The organism is uncultured Fretibacterium sp., from assembly GCF_938040765.1.
Taxonomy (GTDB): Bacteria; Synergistota; Synergistia; order Synergistales; family Aminobacteriaceae; genus CAJPSE01.
The window spans coordinates 12912-29262 of sequence record NZ_CALIAA010000180.1; the positions used below are offsets into that span (position 1 = coordinate 12912).

The 16351-nt window shown below is 63.0% G+C and carries 15 protein-coding genes and 1 pseudogene; all 16 read left to right on the forward strand.

The features are described from left to right. Positions 1–42: 42 nt before the first annotated feature. Positions 43–1062, forward strand: a complete 1020-nt coding sequence (locus tag Q0176_RS06375) for an iron ABC transporter permease (protein WP_299300382.1) — start codon at positions 43–45, stop codon at positions 1060–1062. Beyond that, the gene (locus Q0176_RS06380; protein ID WP_299300384.1) at positions 1059–1856 is read left to right on the forward strand and encodes an ABC transporter ATP-binding protein; all 798 of its coding nucleotides are present in this window, start codon (positions 1059–1061) and stop codon (positions 1854–1856) included. Before Q0176_RS06375 ends, Q0176_RS06380 begins: the two co-directional genes overlap by 4 nt. Before the next feature lie 5 nt (positions 1857–1861). After that, positions 1862–3427, forward strand: coding sequence for an aldehyde ferredoxin oxidoreductase N-terminal domain-containing protein (locus Q0176_RS06385; RefSeq protein ID WP_299300386.1), 1566 nt, complete (start codon positions 1862–1864; stop codon positions 3425–3427). Between the two features lie 723 nt (positions 3428–4150). Continuing rightward, positions 4151–5164 carry a methionine ABC transporter ATP-binding protein gene (locus Q0176_RS06390; RefSeq protein WP_299300388.1) on the forward strand — a complete coding sequence of 338 codons (1014 nt, stop codon included), beginning with the start codon at positions 4151–4153 and terminating at the stop codon, positions 5162–5164. Positions 5165–5166: 2 nt separating this feature from the next. Beyond that, positions 5167–5835 (forward strand): methionine ABC transporter permease, encoded by a 669-nt coding sequence (locus Q0176_RS06395; RefSeq protein ID WP_299300390.1) that lies wholly within the window; start codon positions 5167–5169, stop codon positions 5833–5835. 190 nt (positions 5836–6025) lie between these two features. Then, positions 6026–6692: pseudogene (locus Q0176_RS11240) on the forward strand (MetQ/NlpA family ABC transporter substrate-binding protein). Positions 6693–6985: 293 nt separating this feature from the next. Further along, the gene (locus tag Q0176_RS06410; RefSeq protein ID WP_299300396.1) at positions 6986–8143 is read left to right on the forward strand and encodes an Mbeg1-like protein; all 1158 of its coding nucleotides are present in this window, start codon (positions 6986–6988) and stop codon (positions 8141–8143) included. A gap of 372 nt (positions 8144–8515) precedes the next feature. After that, a complete protein-coding gene (locus Q0176_RS06415; RefSeq protein ID WP_299300398.1) occupies positions 8516–8743 on the forward strand; it encodes a hypothetical protein in 228 nt (75 codons plus the stop codon). Between the two features lie 17 nt (positions 8744–8760). Beyond that, entirely contained in the window at positions 8761–9795 is a 1035-nt protein-coding gene (locus Q0176_RS06420; RefSeq protein ID WP_299300400.1) for a transglutaminase family protein, read from the forward strand. A 204-nt stretch (positions 9796–9999) separates the two neighbouring features. Then, positions 10000–10254, forward strand: a complete 255-nt coding sequence (gene saoT, locus Q0176_RS06425) for a thioredoxin-like (seleno)protein SaoT (protein ID WP_299300402.1) — start codon at positions 10000–10002, stop codon at positions 10252–10254. Beyond that, positions 10251–11348: an efflux transporter SaoE gene (gene saoE / locus Q0176_RS06430; RefSeq protein WP_299300404.1), complete on the forward strand. Its 1098-nt coding sequence runs from the start codon at positions 10251–10253 to the stop codon at positions 11346–11348. Before saoT ends, saoE begins: the two co-directional genes overlap by 4 nt. Beyond that, positions 11345–11827, forward strand: a complete 483-nt coding sequence (gene saoC / locus Q0176_RS06435) for a Cys-Cys-COOH (seleno)protein SaoC (protein WP_299300406.1) — start codon at positions 11345–11347, stop codon at positions 11825–11827. The genes saoE and saoC overlap by 4 nt, the downstream gene beginning before the upstream one ends. A 46-nt stretch (positions 11828–11873) precedes the next feature. Then, the gene (gene saoX, locus Q0176_RS06440; protein ID WP_299300408.1) at positions 11874–13067 is read left to right on the forward strand and encodes an ABC transporter substrate-binding subunit SaoX; all 1194 of its coding nucleotides are present in this window, start codon (positions 11874–11876) and stop codon (positions 13065–13067) included. Then, the gene (gene saoB, locus Q0176_RS06445) at positions 13060–13884 is read left to right on the forward strand and encodes an ABC transporter substrate-binding (seleno)protein SaoB (RefSeq protein ID WP_299300410.1); all 825 of its coding nucleotides are present in this window, start codon (positions 13060–13062) and stop codon (positions 13882–13884) included. Before saoX ends, saoB begins: the two co-directional genes overlap by 8 nt. A gap of 14 nt (positions 13885–13898) precedes the next feature. Beyond that, positions 13899–14669 (forward strand): ABC transporter permease subunit SaoP, encoded by a 771-nt coding sequence (gene saoP, locus Q0176_RS06450; protein ID WP_299300414.1) that lies wholly within the window; start codon positions 13899–13901, stop codon positions 14667–14669. After that, the gene (locus Q0176_RS06455; RefSeq protein ID WP_299300412.1) at positions 14650–15987 is read left to right on the forward strand and encodes an ABC transporter ATP-binding protein; all 1338 of its coding nucleotides are present in this window, start codon (positions 14650–14652) and stop codon (positions 15985–15987) included. Before saoP ends, Q0176_RS06455 begins: the two co-directional genes overlap by 20 nt. Positions 15988–16351: the final 364 nt, after the last annotated feature.

Below are 16351 nucleotides of genomic sequence, written 5' to 3' on the forward strand. Positions count from 1 at the left end.
TGGGAGCCTCGGCGGAACCCCGAGCACGCGGCGCAAAACGCCATGAACGTTTCCGGAACCCCTGGACGGCCGGTCGTTCCCGTATTTGCCCTGGTGGTGCTGGCAATCCTGGCCGCCTTGGCGGTCTCGATCTGCGTGGGAAGGTACCGGATTCGCCCCGAGGAAATCCTTGCGCTCCTTCAGGGCGGCGACGCCGTGGACCCGATGATGCGCAAGGTGTTCTTCACGCTGCGTCTGCCGCGTGCCCTGATGGCCTTACTGGCGGGGATCGGCCTTGGCTTTGCCGGTAGCGTCTATCAGACGATCTTCAAGAATCCACTGGCCTCGCCGGACATCATCGGAGTGGCGGGGGGCGCCAATCTCGGCGCCGCAACCGCCATCGTGGCGGTATCCGCGTCGAGCGTTCCGGCCATTGCCGTGGGCGCTTTCTGGGGTGGGATGGCTGCAGTGGGGTGCGTTATGCTGCTGGTCAGGGCCACGCAGTCCCATTCCACCTCCACCTACATCCTGTCGGGCATCGTGATTAACGCTCTGTCGAGGGCTACGATCATGGCGCTCAAGTACTTTGCGGACCCGGAAAACGAACTTGCGGCCATGGAATACTGGGAAATGGGCACCTTCGGCAATATCACGCTCTCCAAACTACTGTCCGTACTGCCGATGTTCTTGACGGGGCTTGTCGGCCTGCTCCTGCTGAGACGCCAGATCGATCTGATGGGCCTGGGCGAGGACGAGTGCCGCGCGCTGGGGGTACGGCTGAAGTGTGTGAGGACAGCCGTGCTCGCCCTCTCGACTCTGCTCGTCGCGTCGATCGTCAGCGTCACGGGCCTGATTGCCTTCGTCGGCCTGATCGCCCCTCATACCGCAAGGCTTATGCTCAGGCGGAACAATGCGGCAACGCTCTGTCTGAGTGGATTGACGGGAGGCTTCGTGGTTCTGGCTGCGGACGTTCTGGCACGGGTCCTCTACAGCGCCGAACTGCCCATATCGATCCTCACCACGGCGACAGGCGTGCCGTTGCTGCTCTACTTCATGTGCGGCAGAAGGGGAAGGCTTCCGTGAGGGATATCTTCTCGCTCCGCGACATGCGCGTCGCTTACGACCGTGAGGAGATCGTCCATGGGGTAAGCCTCGGCATTCGGGAGGGGGAGTTTTGCGCGCTCCTGGGTCTCAACGGGAGCGGCAAGACGACGATATTGCAGGCGGCCTGCGGCCTGTTGCCGATGACCGGGAGCTGTGTCGTCGCCGGGCAGGACTGTTTTGGCATGAACGAAAAGCAGCGCGCGCGGCTCATAGCCTTCATTCCGCAGGTCTGCGGCCGGATGAGCGGCAAGACCGTGCTCGAAGTGGTGCTGATGGGCTTCAACGCCTGGCTTGGCCTGTTCGAGTCTCCGTCGGCAGCGCACAGGAAGGCCGCCTTGGGCACGCTGGAGCGGCTGGGCTGCGCTCCACTGGCGCAGAAGGATTTCGGGGCGCTGAGCCAGGGGCAGAGGCAGATCGTCATCCTGGCCCGGTGCCTCGTCCAGAACACTCCCGTTATGCTCATGGACGAGCCCGACAGTGCCTTGGATTTCCTGAACCGCCAGAAGGTTTTGGGGAAGCTCCGCGAGATCATCCACGTCGAGCGTAAGGCGGGACTCATCAGCCTGCACGACCCCAACTTCGCTATGCGCTACTGTGACCGGCTACTGTTGCTCGAGGCCGGGAGGCTGGTCGGCGAGATCAGGATGAAGGGTGCTTCGAAGGACGCGATCAAGGGGAAGCTGTCCCGAGTATACGGGGATATCGAGCTGTACGCCTGCGGGGGCGGTTTTTTCATGGGGCAGCCCCGGACTCAACGCGTGCGGAAAGGGTGAAGGCCATGGAGAGGATCTACAGCGTGGACCTCTCGACGGGACACGTCGAACAGAGGGAATACGACATCCGCAGAGAAGGACTCTACGGCCGTGGGTTGGCTCTGAAGCTGCTTGCGGACGCTACGCCCCCGGGAACGGATCGATATGCTCCGGAGAACGCGCTGGTGTTCGTGCCGGGCCTCTTTGCCGGCTGCCGCGCCCCCAGTGCGGGGCGGATGACGATCCTGACCAAAGGCAGCTCATCCTTCGTTCAGGTCTGCAATGTTACGGGCAACATGCCGCAGAAGCTCGGCTCTTTGAACGTGTGCGCGCTGGTCGTCAAGGGGAGGGATGACGACGGCAATGCCGTGCTGCACATCGGCAGCGGTGGGGCGGAGCTGCTCCACATGCACGAACTCGGCGGCCTGTATACCGACGGCGTGATCAGCGTACTGAAGGGCCGGTTCGGCCGGGAGGCGGCTATCGTCGGCACGGGTATGGCGGGGGACATGAGGCTGCCGCTCTCCACCTTTTTTTGCACTTACCCCGACGGGGAGCCGGAGTACAACTGTCCCCGAAGCGGATTCGGCGATATCCCGGGAAGCAAGGGGCTGCGCGCGGTGGTGGTTACCGGTGGCGGCTACTTCTCCAGGGAGTGCGGCGCACCCGGGGAGTTCGCCAGGGCGGGCAAGGAACTTGCCTCCATAATCGTCCGAAACGAGGTCTGTGGCTCGGCTCTGCCCTCCCAGGGGTCGAAGGCTCTTTTGACGCTTCTTGGGGAAGGGGGGACCCTGGAGAGGAGGAGGAAGAGGCGAACCCTTGATGTATCCTCCTCCGGAGGGATCCCTACAGGTCGCAAGAAGAACTACTGCTGTGCCCCCATGTGCGTGGTGGGCTGCCTGAACCGGCATGGTGCGGATGGGGGGAAATGCTACGACGCGCCGGATCAGAGCGAGCTCGAGGCGGCCCTGAAGAGCTGCTTCGCGATAGACGACGGCCCGTTCGTATCGGAGCTCCAGCGGAGGCTCCGCAGTCTGTGCCTGGTGCTGCCCGAGTTCGTCACGGCAGCGAGGAGCTATTTTGCCGCGACTGGGCTCGAGCCCAGCCGGTCTGGGCTGCTTGCTCTCGTCGATGAGATCGAGCGCGGCAGCGCCGTGGGGCGGCTGGTCGGTTCCCGTACGGAGGGGATAGCCGCGGCCTTTCCCCGCAACGAAGCGCTGCGCTCGCTGACGGACAGTCCCGCGATCGCGGACGAGAGCCATTTTAAGGTGAAGATGGCCTTGGAGTATAAAAACCTTCCGGACGTCGACGACACGGAGTTGATGTACTGCCAGATCTTTGTCCTTGAAAACCTGGGCCTTTGCATGTTCACGGCGTTCGCTCTGGTCAACAGCATGGAGGCGGTGGAGCTGTTGGCCCGTCTCTTTCGCTGCAAAACTGGGCTTCACTGTGTCACTGGCGCCGACCTCATCGCCCACGCCGCGGATTGCATCGACCGGGAGCGCGAGTATGCCGTCGCAAACGGCGCGCAGGCTCCCCGGATCAACGTCCCCGCGTTTACCCGCGTGCTGTACCGATATTTTTCCAGATAGAAAAGATGAGCCTTTTGGGGAGACATTTTACGTTTGTGGCATGCCGCGGTCCGCTTGCCGAGTGGGCTTTACGGTTAGAATGGACCGAAGCAGCGGACCCGTCTTCTCCCGCTCCCCATCTCCTCGGGGTAGGGGGAATGCCGGGAACGGGCTGTAACGGGTCGCGGGCATCGGGATAGAAAAGGACAAAGTCCGTCTGTCACGGACGCGGAAAAGTCTTCCTTGACAGCCCTTAGCTCTTTTGTTAGAGTTGCCGCGGATAAAATTCAGCTCATCCCTTTTGGGAAGTTCTCTTGCGGGAAGGAGGATCGCCATGCGTTATGCCGTGACGTGATGCGCCGATAAGGGTGCACGGAGTGCATCGTGTCGCCGCGCGGGCTGCGCGTGGAGGGATCCGGCTCATTCAGACTTTTCTTGAAAATTCCGCTCTGTCCTGATCAGTTTTTTGACGGAATCCGCGTCAGCATCGGTATTTTTGACGCGGAAAAGAATTTTCTTGCCGCATCTTTTCCTGTCCCCACTTTTTTGCCGGTTCGACGGCGGCATCTATCCCATTTGCATTGAGGCGGGCGCGAGAAGCTGAGACAGCGGTTCCCGACGTTCACGAAGCCGTGTCGTTGGCGTGGCGGCCTTATGGCGCTTGTCCGCTGCTGCCGGACGACAGTCGTCAAAAACGTCCGTCATAAAAAGAAAGCGTATTTTGCCGGGGGCGGAGGAATTGCATTGATCGAGATAGAGCATCTGCACAAGGTTTGGGACAGTGACAAGGCAGTGGTTTTGAAGGATATCAGCGTCACGATCCAGGACGGTGAGATCTATGCGCTGGTTGGACGGAGCGGGGCCGGAAAATCGACGCTGCTCCGGTGTATCAACGGCCTTACGGACTACCAGTCGGGGAGCCTGAGGGTGGACGGGCGCGAGATCAAAGGGTTGAGGGAGAAGGAGATTCGGAACCTGCGCCGGCGTATCGGCATGATATTCCAGCAGTTTTCCCTCCTGGAGCGCGAGACCGTCTACAACAACGTGGCGCTGCCGATGAAGTGCTGGAAGTATCCCAAGGCCGGCATCGACAAGAAGGTCCGGGAGCTGCTCGACCTGGTGGGGCTTTCCGAAAAAGCACACGTGAGGCCCAGGAACTTGAGCGGCGGCCAAAAGCAGCGGGTCGCCATCGCGCGCGCTCTAACCATGGAGCCGAATATCCTGCTCTGCGACGAGGCCACCTCCGCGCTGGACCCCAAGACGACCTTGTCCATCCTGGATCTGCTTAAGGAGATCAACCGGAAGATCGGCATCACCATCGTCGTGGTGACCCATCAGATGGAGGTGGTACGCAAGATTTGCCGGAGGGCGTGCATCATGGAGCACGGCGAAGTCACCGTGCAGGGACCCGTCAAGGACATCTTCATCGAGCAGCCAAGGTCGCTCATGAGGCTTTTGGGGGAGGAAAAAGCGAGGCTCCCGGAGCAGGGACACAACATTCAGGTGGCGCATCTGCTGAACAACCTGGACGAGGGGAAATTGTTCGGCCGGATGTATGCGGATCTGCAATGCGTGTTCCCGATCGTCAGCGGAAAAATCCAATCGTTTGAGGACGACAGGCTGGGGATTTTTGTCATCAACGTCGATGACGGCCAGATGGGCAGGGTCGCCGCCTACCTGACGGAAAAAGGCGTCAGTTGGGCGGAGCTTTTGCCGGAAGCGGAAGATCGGAACGACGAACCGGAAGAGGATGAATAGCCATGGCCCTGTCCCGATACAGTTTTGCGCAGATTTTTCAGATGCTGATACTGCCCGCTATTTTCGACACCCTCAAGATGCTCCTCATCTCCGGGCTTTTGTCGGTCGTTTTCGGCTTCGTGATTGGGGTTATCCTGGTCGTGACGGAGAAGGACGGGCTTTGCGAAAATATTTTCGTCAATCGTATTCTCGATTTCATCGTGAACGTCATCCGCTCTTTTCCCTTCATCATCCTGATGATCTCCATCATACCGCTCACCCGATTGATCGTGGGGTCGTCCATCGGGGATACGGCCGCTCTCGTTCCCTTGACGGTGGCCTGCACTCCCTTTATAGCGCGTACCTTTCAGAACAGTCTGAAGGAGGTCGATCCGGCCTTGATCGAGGCCGCCCGATCCTTTGGCGCGTCCCGGAGCCAGATCGTTCTGAAGGTGATGCTGAAGGAGTCCGTCCCCTCCATCGTGTCGGGGCTGTGTCTGGCCATCATCAACCTTTTGGGCGCTACGGCCATGGCCGGCGCCGTCGGGGCGGGAGGGCTCGGGGCGGTCGCTTTGACCTACGGATATCAGAACTTCAACGAAAAGATCATGTATTCGATCGTCCTGATCCTGGTCGCCCTGGTGGTCCTGATCCAATACCTGGGCGACTGGATTTACAGAAAGATAAAGTAAGCGGGCATCCGGGAACTTCGAGGAAAGTATGATGAAGGGGGAAGGCACGATGAGGAATGTGAGAATTTTTGTGGGGGCTCTGCTTGTGTTTTTGTTTTGCGGTCCGGCGTTGGCGTCGGGACAGGCGGAGAAGACGGCATCGCCGGGAGCCCGGATCAAGCCCCATGTGAAGATCGGGGTGCGCGCGGACATGGTGGATCAGATCGGCTCCACCAAGGATGAGATCGAGGCTCTCGGCTATAAGGTGGAACCGGTCATCTTCGACGACAGCGTACAGCCGAACGTAGCGCTCGCCGAGGGCAGCATCGACATGAATTGGTACCAGCACGAGCCCTACATGCAGAACTACAACAGGGACAAGGGGACAGACTTTGTTATGGTTCAGCCCAAGACCTTTTATCCTTTGTTCGCCATGTTTTCCAGCAAGTGGAGCACCGTGGATCAGCTCCCGGAAGGGGCCACGATCGGGCTGTGCAATGACGCGACCAATCAGGCGAGGGGCCTCAGGATGCTCGAGGCCCAGAAGCTGATCGCCCTCGATCCCGAAGCGGAGGTGACCACGGTTCTGGATCAAGTTCATCACGGCGGAGATGTCCGTTCTGCCTCAGGCCATCGGGGACGTGGATGGAATCTGCCTGGCCGCGGGGCACATGGTGAATGCCGGCATGTCCGCCGAGAAATTCGTCTGCCAGTCCGATGACAATGAAAAGTACGCGGTCGGCTTTGTCGTCAGGGCAGAGGACAAGGATGCGGTGTGGGCGCGGGAGATTGCGGAAGCGGTGCAGTGCGACGACCTGGCGGAATACTTCAGGAAGGAAAAGCACGGCACGCAGGTTCCGTTGTGGCGGAAAAACTGATCGCGGCAGGAGGATGGCCCGGGTACGCGGCGCCGAAACCGTTCGGCGCGGGTGAGGATGGGTTCCTTTCTCCGGCCATTCCGTTTGCGGCGAGGCATTGTCGCGGAGCAGCGACATCCGCGCCCCGCGCCGTTTGACATTCCGCCGGCGATGGGGTATAAACACCGCGAGACGGCGCTGCCGTGATCGAAAATCCAAGGGGCGGGCCGAAGTCCGCCCCTTTTGGCGTCCGCCGCCCTCCTGTCCCGGGGAGCATGAGGGGCCATCGAGGAAAGCGGAGGAGGGGAGGACGATTGGCGAACATCTTCGACTACCTGGAATGGCGCGGCGACGTCCCCTTCTCCACGGACCCGTTCAACGAGGTGGACAACCTCGTCCTCGCCGAGCTGGCGTATACGGACTTCGACGGCGTCGTGGCGCCGCAGGGCGAGCCCGTCTCCGTCCGCGCGGTTCGCGACCGGTACTTTCGCCTGCACACGCGCGCGGAGGTGCGGGGCAGGAGGACCTTTACCGGCCCCGCTCCGCTGCTGCTGGACCCGCTTGCGGATTCCGTCCGGTATCGGGACATGCGGATGGCCTGGTACCGCAACCACGTCTCCGTGAGGGAGAGCGTGCAGATGGCGGCCGTCACGCTGTGGCCGGGCGACGGCACGGTCTACGCGGCCTTCCGGGGCACCGACAACAGCCTGGTCGGGTGGAAGGAGGACTTCACCTTCAGCTACCTGACCGAGACGCCCGGCCAGAGGATGGCCGTGGAGTACCTGAACGACCGCTTCCGCGACGGCTCCCTGCCGATCCGCGTGGGCGGACACTCCAAGGGCGGCAACTTCGCCGTCTACGCCTCCGTCTTCTGCGACGAGGGGGTTCGGAGGAGGATTCGGGACGTCTTCACCAACGACGGCCCCGGCTTCGCGAACGCCGTCACGCGGCTGCCGGCCTACCGGGACCTCGCCCCCCGGATCGTCAGCATCATCCCGGAGGACTCCCTCGTCGGCATCCTGATGGACAGCGCCGTGGACCACAGGATCGTTCGGAGCTCCAACAGGGGCCCGACCGCGCACGACGCGCTGTCCTGGCTGGTCCGGGGGAACCGTTTCATCCCTGCGGAGGAGAGGAGCGGCTTCAGCGTGTTCTTCGAGCGCTCCGTTCGGGACTGGCTTGCGGACCTCTCGGACGGCGAGAAGCGCCGCTTCGTCGAGTCCATCTTCGGCGTCCTGGAGTCCACGGGCTCGCGGACCCTGGAGGAGATGCGCCAGGCCCCCGTGCAGAGCGCCCTTGCCGTCCTGAGAGCCGCGCGCGGACTGTCGCCCGACCGGCAGAGACAGGTCCTCGCCATCCTGACGCGGCTTGCCCTGAAGGGCGGGACGGTCTTTGCGCAAAACGTCAATGGAGGCGCGTCGGAGTTCCGGCGGCGTCTGTCCGATTGGCTGAGGGGCGGCCCGGTGGACTGAGCGCCGGTTCCGCCGGGCCTGTCGGTTGACATTCCGTCGGCTATGGGGTATAAACACCGCGAAAGGCTCGGCGACGATCATCCAAGAGAGGAGGAGGCCCGAATGCGGCAGTGCGGATTCACCTGAGGAAGCGGTCTGGATGCACGGGATGCATGCCGTGATGGGATTCCTTCGGAGTCGTCCGTTCGGGCCGAGCTCTTCAAAGGCTGACGTGCCTCTTTTGCTCGTCATTGCTGTTGATCTTTGAGAGGCCGCCGGGCGCGACCTCTTCTTTTTTATCCTCCCCTTCAGGATTTCCCATCTCTCCCTGTATCTGTGCGGATGAATTGCCTTTCGGCGGCCGGGCCGGCCTTCGATGGGGCACGATGGCTTTTGTGTGCTCGAGCGGCCGGGCCCTACCGTATTTTCAGGCCTCCGGTTGCCCTGCACGGCGCGTACTCCTTCGCCCGATACGCCTGCAAAATTCCGCAGGAGCACGGACTTCGGGCCGACCAGGTCCTGAAGGAGCTGCTGGGGTACCCCCATCTCGAGGTGTACGACGGTTCTTGGATCGAATGGAGCAACGTTCCCGAGCTCCCCATCGAGACGGGGAAAAACTGAAACGAGGTGTTCTTGTCATGAGGAAAAGCCTTTTCAAAGGATTGCTTGCGCTGTTGGCGTCGGTCTCGATCGCCGTGTTGTCGGTGGCCTCTCCCGCCCCCGCGGCGCACAGAGGTACGGTGACCTTCGAGGTCGTCCTCTCGGGGGCCGAGAAGGCCGAACGGGCGGAGGCCTGGCTGCCCTATCCGCTCTCGGACGCCTTTCAGACGATCTCCGGGATGACGCTGAAGAGCGACGCAGACAGCATGGGGGTCGAGAGGGAGCCTCAAAGCGGTGCGCTCTATCTCCGGGCCTCCTGGGTGAAGCCCTCCAAGGCTCCGGCCTTGACGATGCGCTTCGACGTCGATTCGCACTACGCTAAGTTCGGGACCCTGGACGAGACCCGGACCCCCTTCCCCGTGGAGGTCCTTCCCTTCCTCAAGGCGTCGCCGTCCGTTCCCTCGGAGGATCCCCTCTTCGCGGAGGTGGGGGCCCAAATGAAGGAGGAGCCCTCCATCCTGAAGAGGGCCTACGCAGTCTACTCCTGGGTGGTGGAGAACACCTTCCGCGACGAGGGCGTCAAGGAGGGCTGCGGCCTGGGGCTTCCCATCCGCACGCTGCAGGACCTGAAGGGCGGCGGCAAGTGCGCCGACATCAGTGCGGTGTTCGTGACGCTCGCCCGGGCTGCGGGCATTCCCGCCCGGGACGTGTACGGCCTCAGGATCGCGGCGCCCAAGACGGGGGAGATCACGGGCAACTACCACTGCTGGGCGGAGTTCTACCTTCCGGGAACCGGCTGGGTCCCCGCCGACCCCGCGGACGTGCGCAAGGCCATGCTGGCGGACAAGGTGGAGCTGAAGGACGCCGATAAGCTGAAGGAGTTCTTCTGGGCCGGGGACGACCTCTTCCGCATCGCCCTGAACCGCGACACGCGGGGGACGGTGCTGAGCGAGGCGACCCGCAAGACGCCCCTGACCTATTTCATGTACCCCTACGCGGAGGTCGACGGGGCCCCCAGGAACTGGTTCAGCCCCAAGGACTTCACCTATAAGGTGACGCTCGAGCTCAAATAGGCGGCCGCGGGAGCCACGCCGGTGGCTTTGCGGTAGCGGCGATCAGGGCATCCCGGAGACCGGGGCTCCGTCGGGGGCCTCATCGAGATGATGACAGGACGCGCTTGACCGAAATACGGCAGAAGCACCCTAAACGCCTGTGAAGGGGCAATCGAGGAACGAAACTTTTCCATCTCGCTTTATAATCTGGGGGGATGATTTATCATGACGAAGGTCGAGTTTATCAATACGTGTCCGTGCTGCGACGGCCATGTGGATGTCCTCAACGAACTGCAGAAGCGTTTCCCGGAGAAGATCGACCTCAAAATCTATTACGCCGGAAAGGATTTCGACTACCTGCCCAAGTACGGTCCCATCACCCGCGGCACGATGATCGTCGACGGCAAGGACCGCTACGAGGACCTGAACCGCCGTACCATCGAGAAGGTCATATCGGAAGCGATCGGCGAGGAGCTATGAGGCTCCTCCTTCAATACGGCCGGCAGTTCTGCCAATACTCCTGGGGGATGCTGGAGACCAGCGGACCGTGGCTGATCCTGAGCTTCCTGTTCTGCGGCGTCCTTCACGCCGTTCTGCGCCCGGAGACGCTGCAGCGGTCGCTCGGAAACAAGAAACTGTCCTCCATCGTCAAGGCGACGGTCTCCGGGATGCTGCTCCCCATCTGCAGCTGCGGGGTGGTGCCGCTCTCCCTCGGCCTGTACTATTCCGGGGCCTACCTCGGCCCGACGCTGGCGTTCCTGGTGGCGACTCCGATCATCAACCCGGCGGCGGTCATCTTGGCCTATGCGATGCTGGGGCCGCAGATCGCGACGATCTACCTGTTCAGCGGCTTCATCATCCCCTTCGGGATCGGGATCGTCGGAAACGCCCTGGGGGGCCCCGAGCTCCAGTCGCCCGCGGCCGCAGGCCTGGCGGCGGCCCCCTCCGACCGGGAGGACCGACCGGCGCTCCCGCCCCTGATGCAGCGCATCCGCGGGGGGATCGAATGGGGATTCAACGACCTTGCGGTGCAGACGTGCCGCTTCATCGTCGTCGGCACCGCGTTCGCCGCGCTTCTGCTGACGGTCGTCCCCACGTCGTTCATCCTCGACTATCTGAGCGACCCGCGCCTGATGTCGCTGTTGGGGATCACCCTGCTGGGGTGCGTCATGTACGTCTGCGCGCTGGGACACATCCCGTTCATCGCGGCGCTGGTCAGCGCCGGCGCCGCGCCCGGCGTCGCCGTGACGTTTCTCCTTTCGAGCGTGGCGACGAATTTCCCGGAGATGGTCAGCATCTGGCGGCTGATCGGCAAAAGGGCGGTGACCATCTATACGGGCATGCTCGTCCTGTTCGGCCTGGCCTTCGGCTACATCACGAACTTCCTCCTGTCGGACAACTTCAGGCCGGTCTTCGATCTGACGCGCTCGCAAGGCAAGATCGATTTCGTCAGCAGGATCTCCATCGATTTCCCCGAGGGGTTCAAGGTCTTCTGCGCAATCCTCGTCCTCTGCATCGGCGGATACGGCTGGACTCTGCAGTGGAGGCGGTCCCTGCGCAGGAGGGGGGCATGACCCGCCTCGTTCCGCGGGGCGCAGCCCTTCTCCGCGCCCTGTTCCCTCTGGCGTTCCTTCTGGCGTTCCCTGGTCCGGGCGCGGCGCCTGGCGGAGCGGAGGACGTCTCCCTGCCCGTGACCAGCCATCCCCTGATCGCGGTCTTCCGGGAGAGCCTCCCCGACAGGGAGATCCTTTTGACGACGCTTGGAGACTGCAATGCGGACGGCATCGAGGACCTCGTGGTCGTCTATCGCGAGGACAGGGACAAGAACCATATGGTCGCAGTCTACTCCGACGGCGGCGCTTTCCGCCTCTCCGCGCCGGTGCGCGCCCCTCTGGAGAACTGCCGGCTGCAGTGGCGCGATATCGACGAGGTCCCGCCGGTCGAGCTGCTGGTGTCGGGACAAAAGGGCATCTACATCGGATACGCCGTCTTTCGCTTCGTCGACGGGGAGTGGATCAGCCTCTTCGGCGACGGCATGGACGGATGCTGTTGACTTTTCCGTTTTGGCGGATTTTATGGAAATACTGGAGGCGTTGAAGTTGAAGTTGTTGAAGTTGAAATTGAACGTGAAGTTGAACGTGAACGAAAAATTCCGTTTCTGCGCTCTTGCCCTGGTGGCCCTGGTCTGCGTCCTCGGAGCGAACGGTCCGGCGGCCGCCTCCGACGAGAAGGACGACCCGGTGCCGGCCATGGTCGCCCAATACAACCTGGAGCCCCTTCCCGAGGAGGACGCCAGCTACACGGTCAACCTGGGGTATTACAACTGCGACCACATGACGGCGGCCTGCGTCGGCAAGGACTCCGGCATCTTCGAGGCATTGGGGATGAAGGTGGAGATCACCGGAAACGGAAAGGTCCCCGAGGCCATGAGCGCCGGCCGGATGGATATGGCCTACGCCGGCTGGACGACGACGCTGCGTGCCGTGCAGGTCGGTACGCCGCTCTTCATCGCGGCGGAGAACCACACGGGCGGCGCGGAGTACCTCGTGTGCAGCTTCAACATCAAGAAGCCGGAGGACCTGATCGGCAAAAAGGTGGCTGCGGGCGGGGACCCCGCCAACTCGATGAACTGGATGGAGTGGACCGACCAGCTGGGGATCCCGAACGACATCGAGAAGTACGAGAACTATTCGATGAGCGACGCGGACGCCTACTTCTCGATGGTTGCCGGCAAGCTGGATGCCTTCACCTGCTGCGACCCGTGGGGCTCCATGGCCGAGCACGAGAAGACGGGCTGGGTCATGGTCCGCCAGAACACGGACAGGAAGAATGGACACGGGACGTGCTGCAAGGTCTGCATGAACTACAACTTCGCCAGAAAGCACCCGAAGCTCGCCAGCAGGATGCTCCTGGCCCATACGCTGTGCGTGCAGTACATGTATCAGCATCCCTACAAGGCGGCCCGCATCTTTGCCGAGAACTACAACGTCCCCCTGGAGGTCGGCCTGATGACGCTCTACAAGAAGCTGAACGAGGAGGGCCGGACGATCAGCTGGAAGCTGAATCGCCAGAACATGCAGAACCAGCTCGACACGATGAGGCACTACCACGTCCGGGACGACATCAATACCGTGAATCTGGACGACTACATCGACCTCTCCTACTTCGAAGCCTCCGGCGCGATCGACTTCGACCGGTTCATCCAGGAGAAGGTGGACCCGGTGTTCCCCACCGGAATGAGCTACAAGGACTGGAGGGCGAAGGCCGTCGAGGTCGACGGTATCGTTGAATAGACGTCCCTCTCCGCTTGTCCTCATCCTCTGTGCGGCGCTGGCGGCGACGGCCGTTTTCATGGCCGTACCTGCCCGGCGCCCGCACGGAGAGGGGCTCATGATCGCCTGCGGCGAGGACCTGGCCGGGCAGCTCGTCGCCTACGCCGCCCGGACCGGCAGCGCAAGGGTCGGTTCCGTCGACATGAGGCGGCTCTCCTTTCTCCAGCTCAGCGACTGCTGCGGAACGCAGGCCGAGTTCGCGCTGGCCGGCGGCGACTTCGACATGGCGGTGCTGTGCCCGGATGCGGCGCAGAAGTTTCTGGACTCCGGGGCGCCGTTCAGGGTGTTCGGCGGCCTGGTGAAAAATGCGAACGTGCTGGTCGCCCGGGATGCGGCGCATCCCCGGACCGTGGGATACATGAATGGGCGGGACCTCCAGAGGCAGGCCGTTTTCGCCAACCTGGGGCGGGAGGTGCAGCTGCATCCGATCGCGGCTCCGGCCCTGCCGTACGCCCTGGAGTGCGGAGCCGTCGACGCGGTCGTCCTGGACGCCGCTGACGCGATCAGGCTTCCGCAGTATCGGAACCGCGCGCTGCCCTGCGACGCTCCCTCCGCGGTTCTGGTCGTCCATGAGGCGCTGCTCGGGAGCACGGATTTCAAGGATTTTGTCGGACATTACAACGATACGGTCGGGAGGCTGGAGGCTTCTCTCTGCGAAGAGCTGCTTCCGCAGGTCCTGGGCGTCGAATGCGGAGAGGAAACATTGCGAGCATGGCACAAAATGAACGTTCAATTATTAACGCTTCCGGCACCAATTTCTCCGGCAGAAGGGGGCTGAACCTGGCCGCCATCATGGGGCGCAGGAAGGGTTTCGTCTGCATGCTGGCCGGCACGCTGGCCGTCTGCCTGCTTTGGTACTTTCTGGCCAGGGCGATCGACCGCAGCCTGATCCTTCCGGACTTCCTCGTCACGATGAAGACCTTCTTCACCGGTTGGTTCGACAAAAAGGTGATGTCCAACCTTGGCATCACCCTCGTGCGCGTCTTCACGGGCTGCGTCTACTCGGTCGCGATCGGGCTGCCTCTGGGGCTCCTCATGGGCTCCTCCCGCACCGCGCTCGTCGCCCTGTCCCCCTACGTGAACTCGATACGGCAGGTCCCCATCATGGCCTGGGTGCCGCTTTCCATCATCTGGTTCGGGCTCGGGGACGGGCCGACCATCTTCATGATCGCCATGAGCGCCGTGTTCCCCATCCTGATCAACACGATCTCCGGGGTCATGAACATCGACCCCAACTACAAGAACGCCGCGCGGTGCATGGGGGCCGGCACGTGGCAGGTCCTGAGGGACGTCGTCGTCCCCGGCGCGCTTCCCAGCTTCCTGACGGGATGCCGGCTGGCCCTCGGCGGCGCGTGGATGTCGGTCATCTGCGCCGAGTTCATCGCCACCAGCAAGGGGTTCGGCTACATCATGGTCGAGGCGCAGGTGCGCATGAACACGCCCCTGTTGTACGCCCTGATGATCATGTCGGCCCTGGTGGGGTTCGCCATGGACAAGAGCATCGTCCTGCTCGAACACAGCCTGACCGGATGGAGATACAAAGATGGCGCTGCTGACCGTTGACCACGTCAAAAAATCCTTCACGGACCGGGACGGACTCGTCCGGTCCGTCATCGACGACCTCTCGTTCGAGGTGAGTAAGGGGCAGTTCGTCTCGCTGCTGGGGCCCTCGGGGTGCGGCAAGACGACCCTGCTGACCATCCTGGCCGGGTTCCAGACCTGCACGGAGGGGACGGCCGCGCTGGAGGGACGGCCCATCGAGGGGCCGGGCGTGGAGCGCGGCTACGTCTTTCAGAACTACGCGCTCTTTCCTTGGATGACCGTTCGGTCGAACATCCTCTACTCGTTGAGGATAGCCGGAGAGTCCCGGGAAAAACAGGAGACGCGGCTGAACGAGCTGCTCGAGCTGGCCCACCTCAAGGGGCACGAGGGGAAATACCCCATCCAGCTCTCCGGCGGCATGCAGCAGCGCGTCGCCGTCGTGCGCGCCCTGGCCGGCAGGCCGAAGGTACTTTTGCTGGACGAGCCGCTCGGGGCCATCGACTTTCAGATGCGCGAGATCATGCAGAACGAGCTGGACCTCCTCGTGCGCCAGGTCGCGGCCACCGTCGTGATGGTCACGCACGATGTCGGCGAGTCCGTCTTCCTCAGCGACAGGGTGCTCGTCATGGGGGCCGGAGGGTGCCGTCTTCTGGCCGACGTCGCGATCGACATGCCCCGTCCGCGCGACCGTTCCTCGAGGCGGTTCAAGGACTACGTCGGCGACCTGACGGACCTGTGCCGCCGGCCCATCGAGCGCAACCATGGTCGTGGCCGGGAAAAAGCCCAGGGCTTCGCGCTCATCGAGAAGACGATCAGCGTAGTCAGTTGGGGCCCAGCGCACCAGCGCCTGACCCAGGGCATCGGGAATCGTCCCGACGACGAGGCCAGGGTGGCCTGGGCGGACGAGCGACAGCGCGTTGAGCCACCGCCTGGCAGCTTCCTCCGGGGCCCACAGCTCCGTGCGGCCAGCAAGGGCGTGGGCGTCGAGAATGATTGCGGCGGCGTAGCCACCGTCCACGTCTGGCTCAGCTCCCGGCGTCGCGACGACGACAGTGGGACGCGCGGGAAGCTGACGGCTGATCCGATGAGCTGCCGACGACTCGAGGACCGACGCATCCGGGAGGTTGCGCGCGATCTCCTCGGCGGTGCGTGTAGAACCCACGCGAGCTGCGCGCAGCTCTGTGCCGGAGCAGTGCGGGCACCGCCACGTCTGCGAGGTACGCGCACACCACGAGCAGGTCACCTCTCCCCCACTGCCCACAGCGAGAGGCCCGGAGCAATGACGGCAGCGCGCACGTTCGCCGCAGCGCCGACAAACGACCGTCGGCCAATACCCTGAGGCCGCGACCTGGATGAGCACGGGGCCTTCTCGAAGCCCCTGGCGGATCATACGCAACGCAGCCTGAGGAATGCGCATGTGGCCACTGGCTCCCTCACGTTCCGCTTCCACCTGGCCATGCAGATGCACGCGAGGAGTCGCGTCGCGCAGCGCGTCGGGCACGGGATCAAGGCTCACAGCCCAGCCGGAACGAACGAGTGCTTGTGCCTTGACCGAGCGCGCATATGAGGCTACGAGGAGTCCCGCTCCCTCCACCGCGCATCGCTGCACGGCGACATCAAGAACATCGCAGCGAGGAAAACGGCGCTCACGAAGGCGATCGTCCCCTTCATCGCAGATGACGATGAGGCCCAGCTTCGCGCAC

What these genes read in the sequence shown, in the direction of transcription:
- Q0176_RS06375 (WP_299300382.1), top strand. Translation starts at nt 43, where the DNA reads ATGAACGTTTCCGGAACCCCTGGACGGCCGGTCGTTCCCGTATTTGCC.
- Q0176_RS06385 (WP_299300386.1), top strand. Translation starts at nt 1,862, where the DNA reads ATGGAGAGGATCTACAGCGTGGACCTCTCGACGGGACACGTCGAACAG.
- Q0176_RS06395 (WP_299300390.1), top strand. Translation starts at nt 5,167, where the DNA reads ATGGCCCTGTCCCGATACAGTTTTGCGCAGATTTTTCAGATGCTGATA.
- Q0176_RS06420 (WP_299300400.1), top strand. Translation starts at nt 8,761, where the DNA reads ATGAGGAAAAGCCTTTTCAAAGGATTGCTTGCGCTGTTGGCGTCGGTC.
- saoT (WP_299300402.1), top strand. Translation starts at nt 10,000, where the DNA reads ATGACGAAGGTCGAGTTTATCAATACGTGTCCGTGCTGCGACGGCCAT.
- saoE (WP_299300404.1), top strand. Translation starts at nt 10,251, where the DNA reads ATGAGGCTCCTCCTTCAATACGGCCGGCAGTTCTGCCAATACTCCTGG.
- saoC (WP_299300406.1), top strand. Translation starts at nt 11,345, where the DNA reads ATGACCCGCCTCGTTCCGCGGGGCGCAGCCCTTCTCCGCGCCCTGTTC.
- saoP (WP_299300414.1), top strand. Translation starts at nt 13,899, where the DNA reads ATGGGGCGCAGGAAGGGTTTCGTCTGCATGCTGGCCGGCACGCTGGCC.
- Q0176_RS06455 (WP_299300412.1), top strand. Translation starts at nt 14,650, where the DNA reads ATGGCGCTGCTGACCGTTGACCACGTCAAAAAATCCTTCACGGACCGG.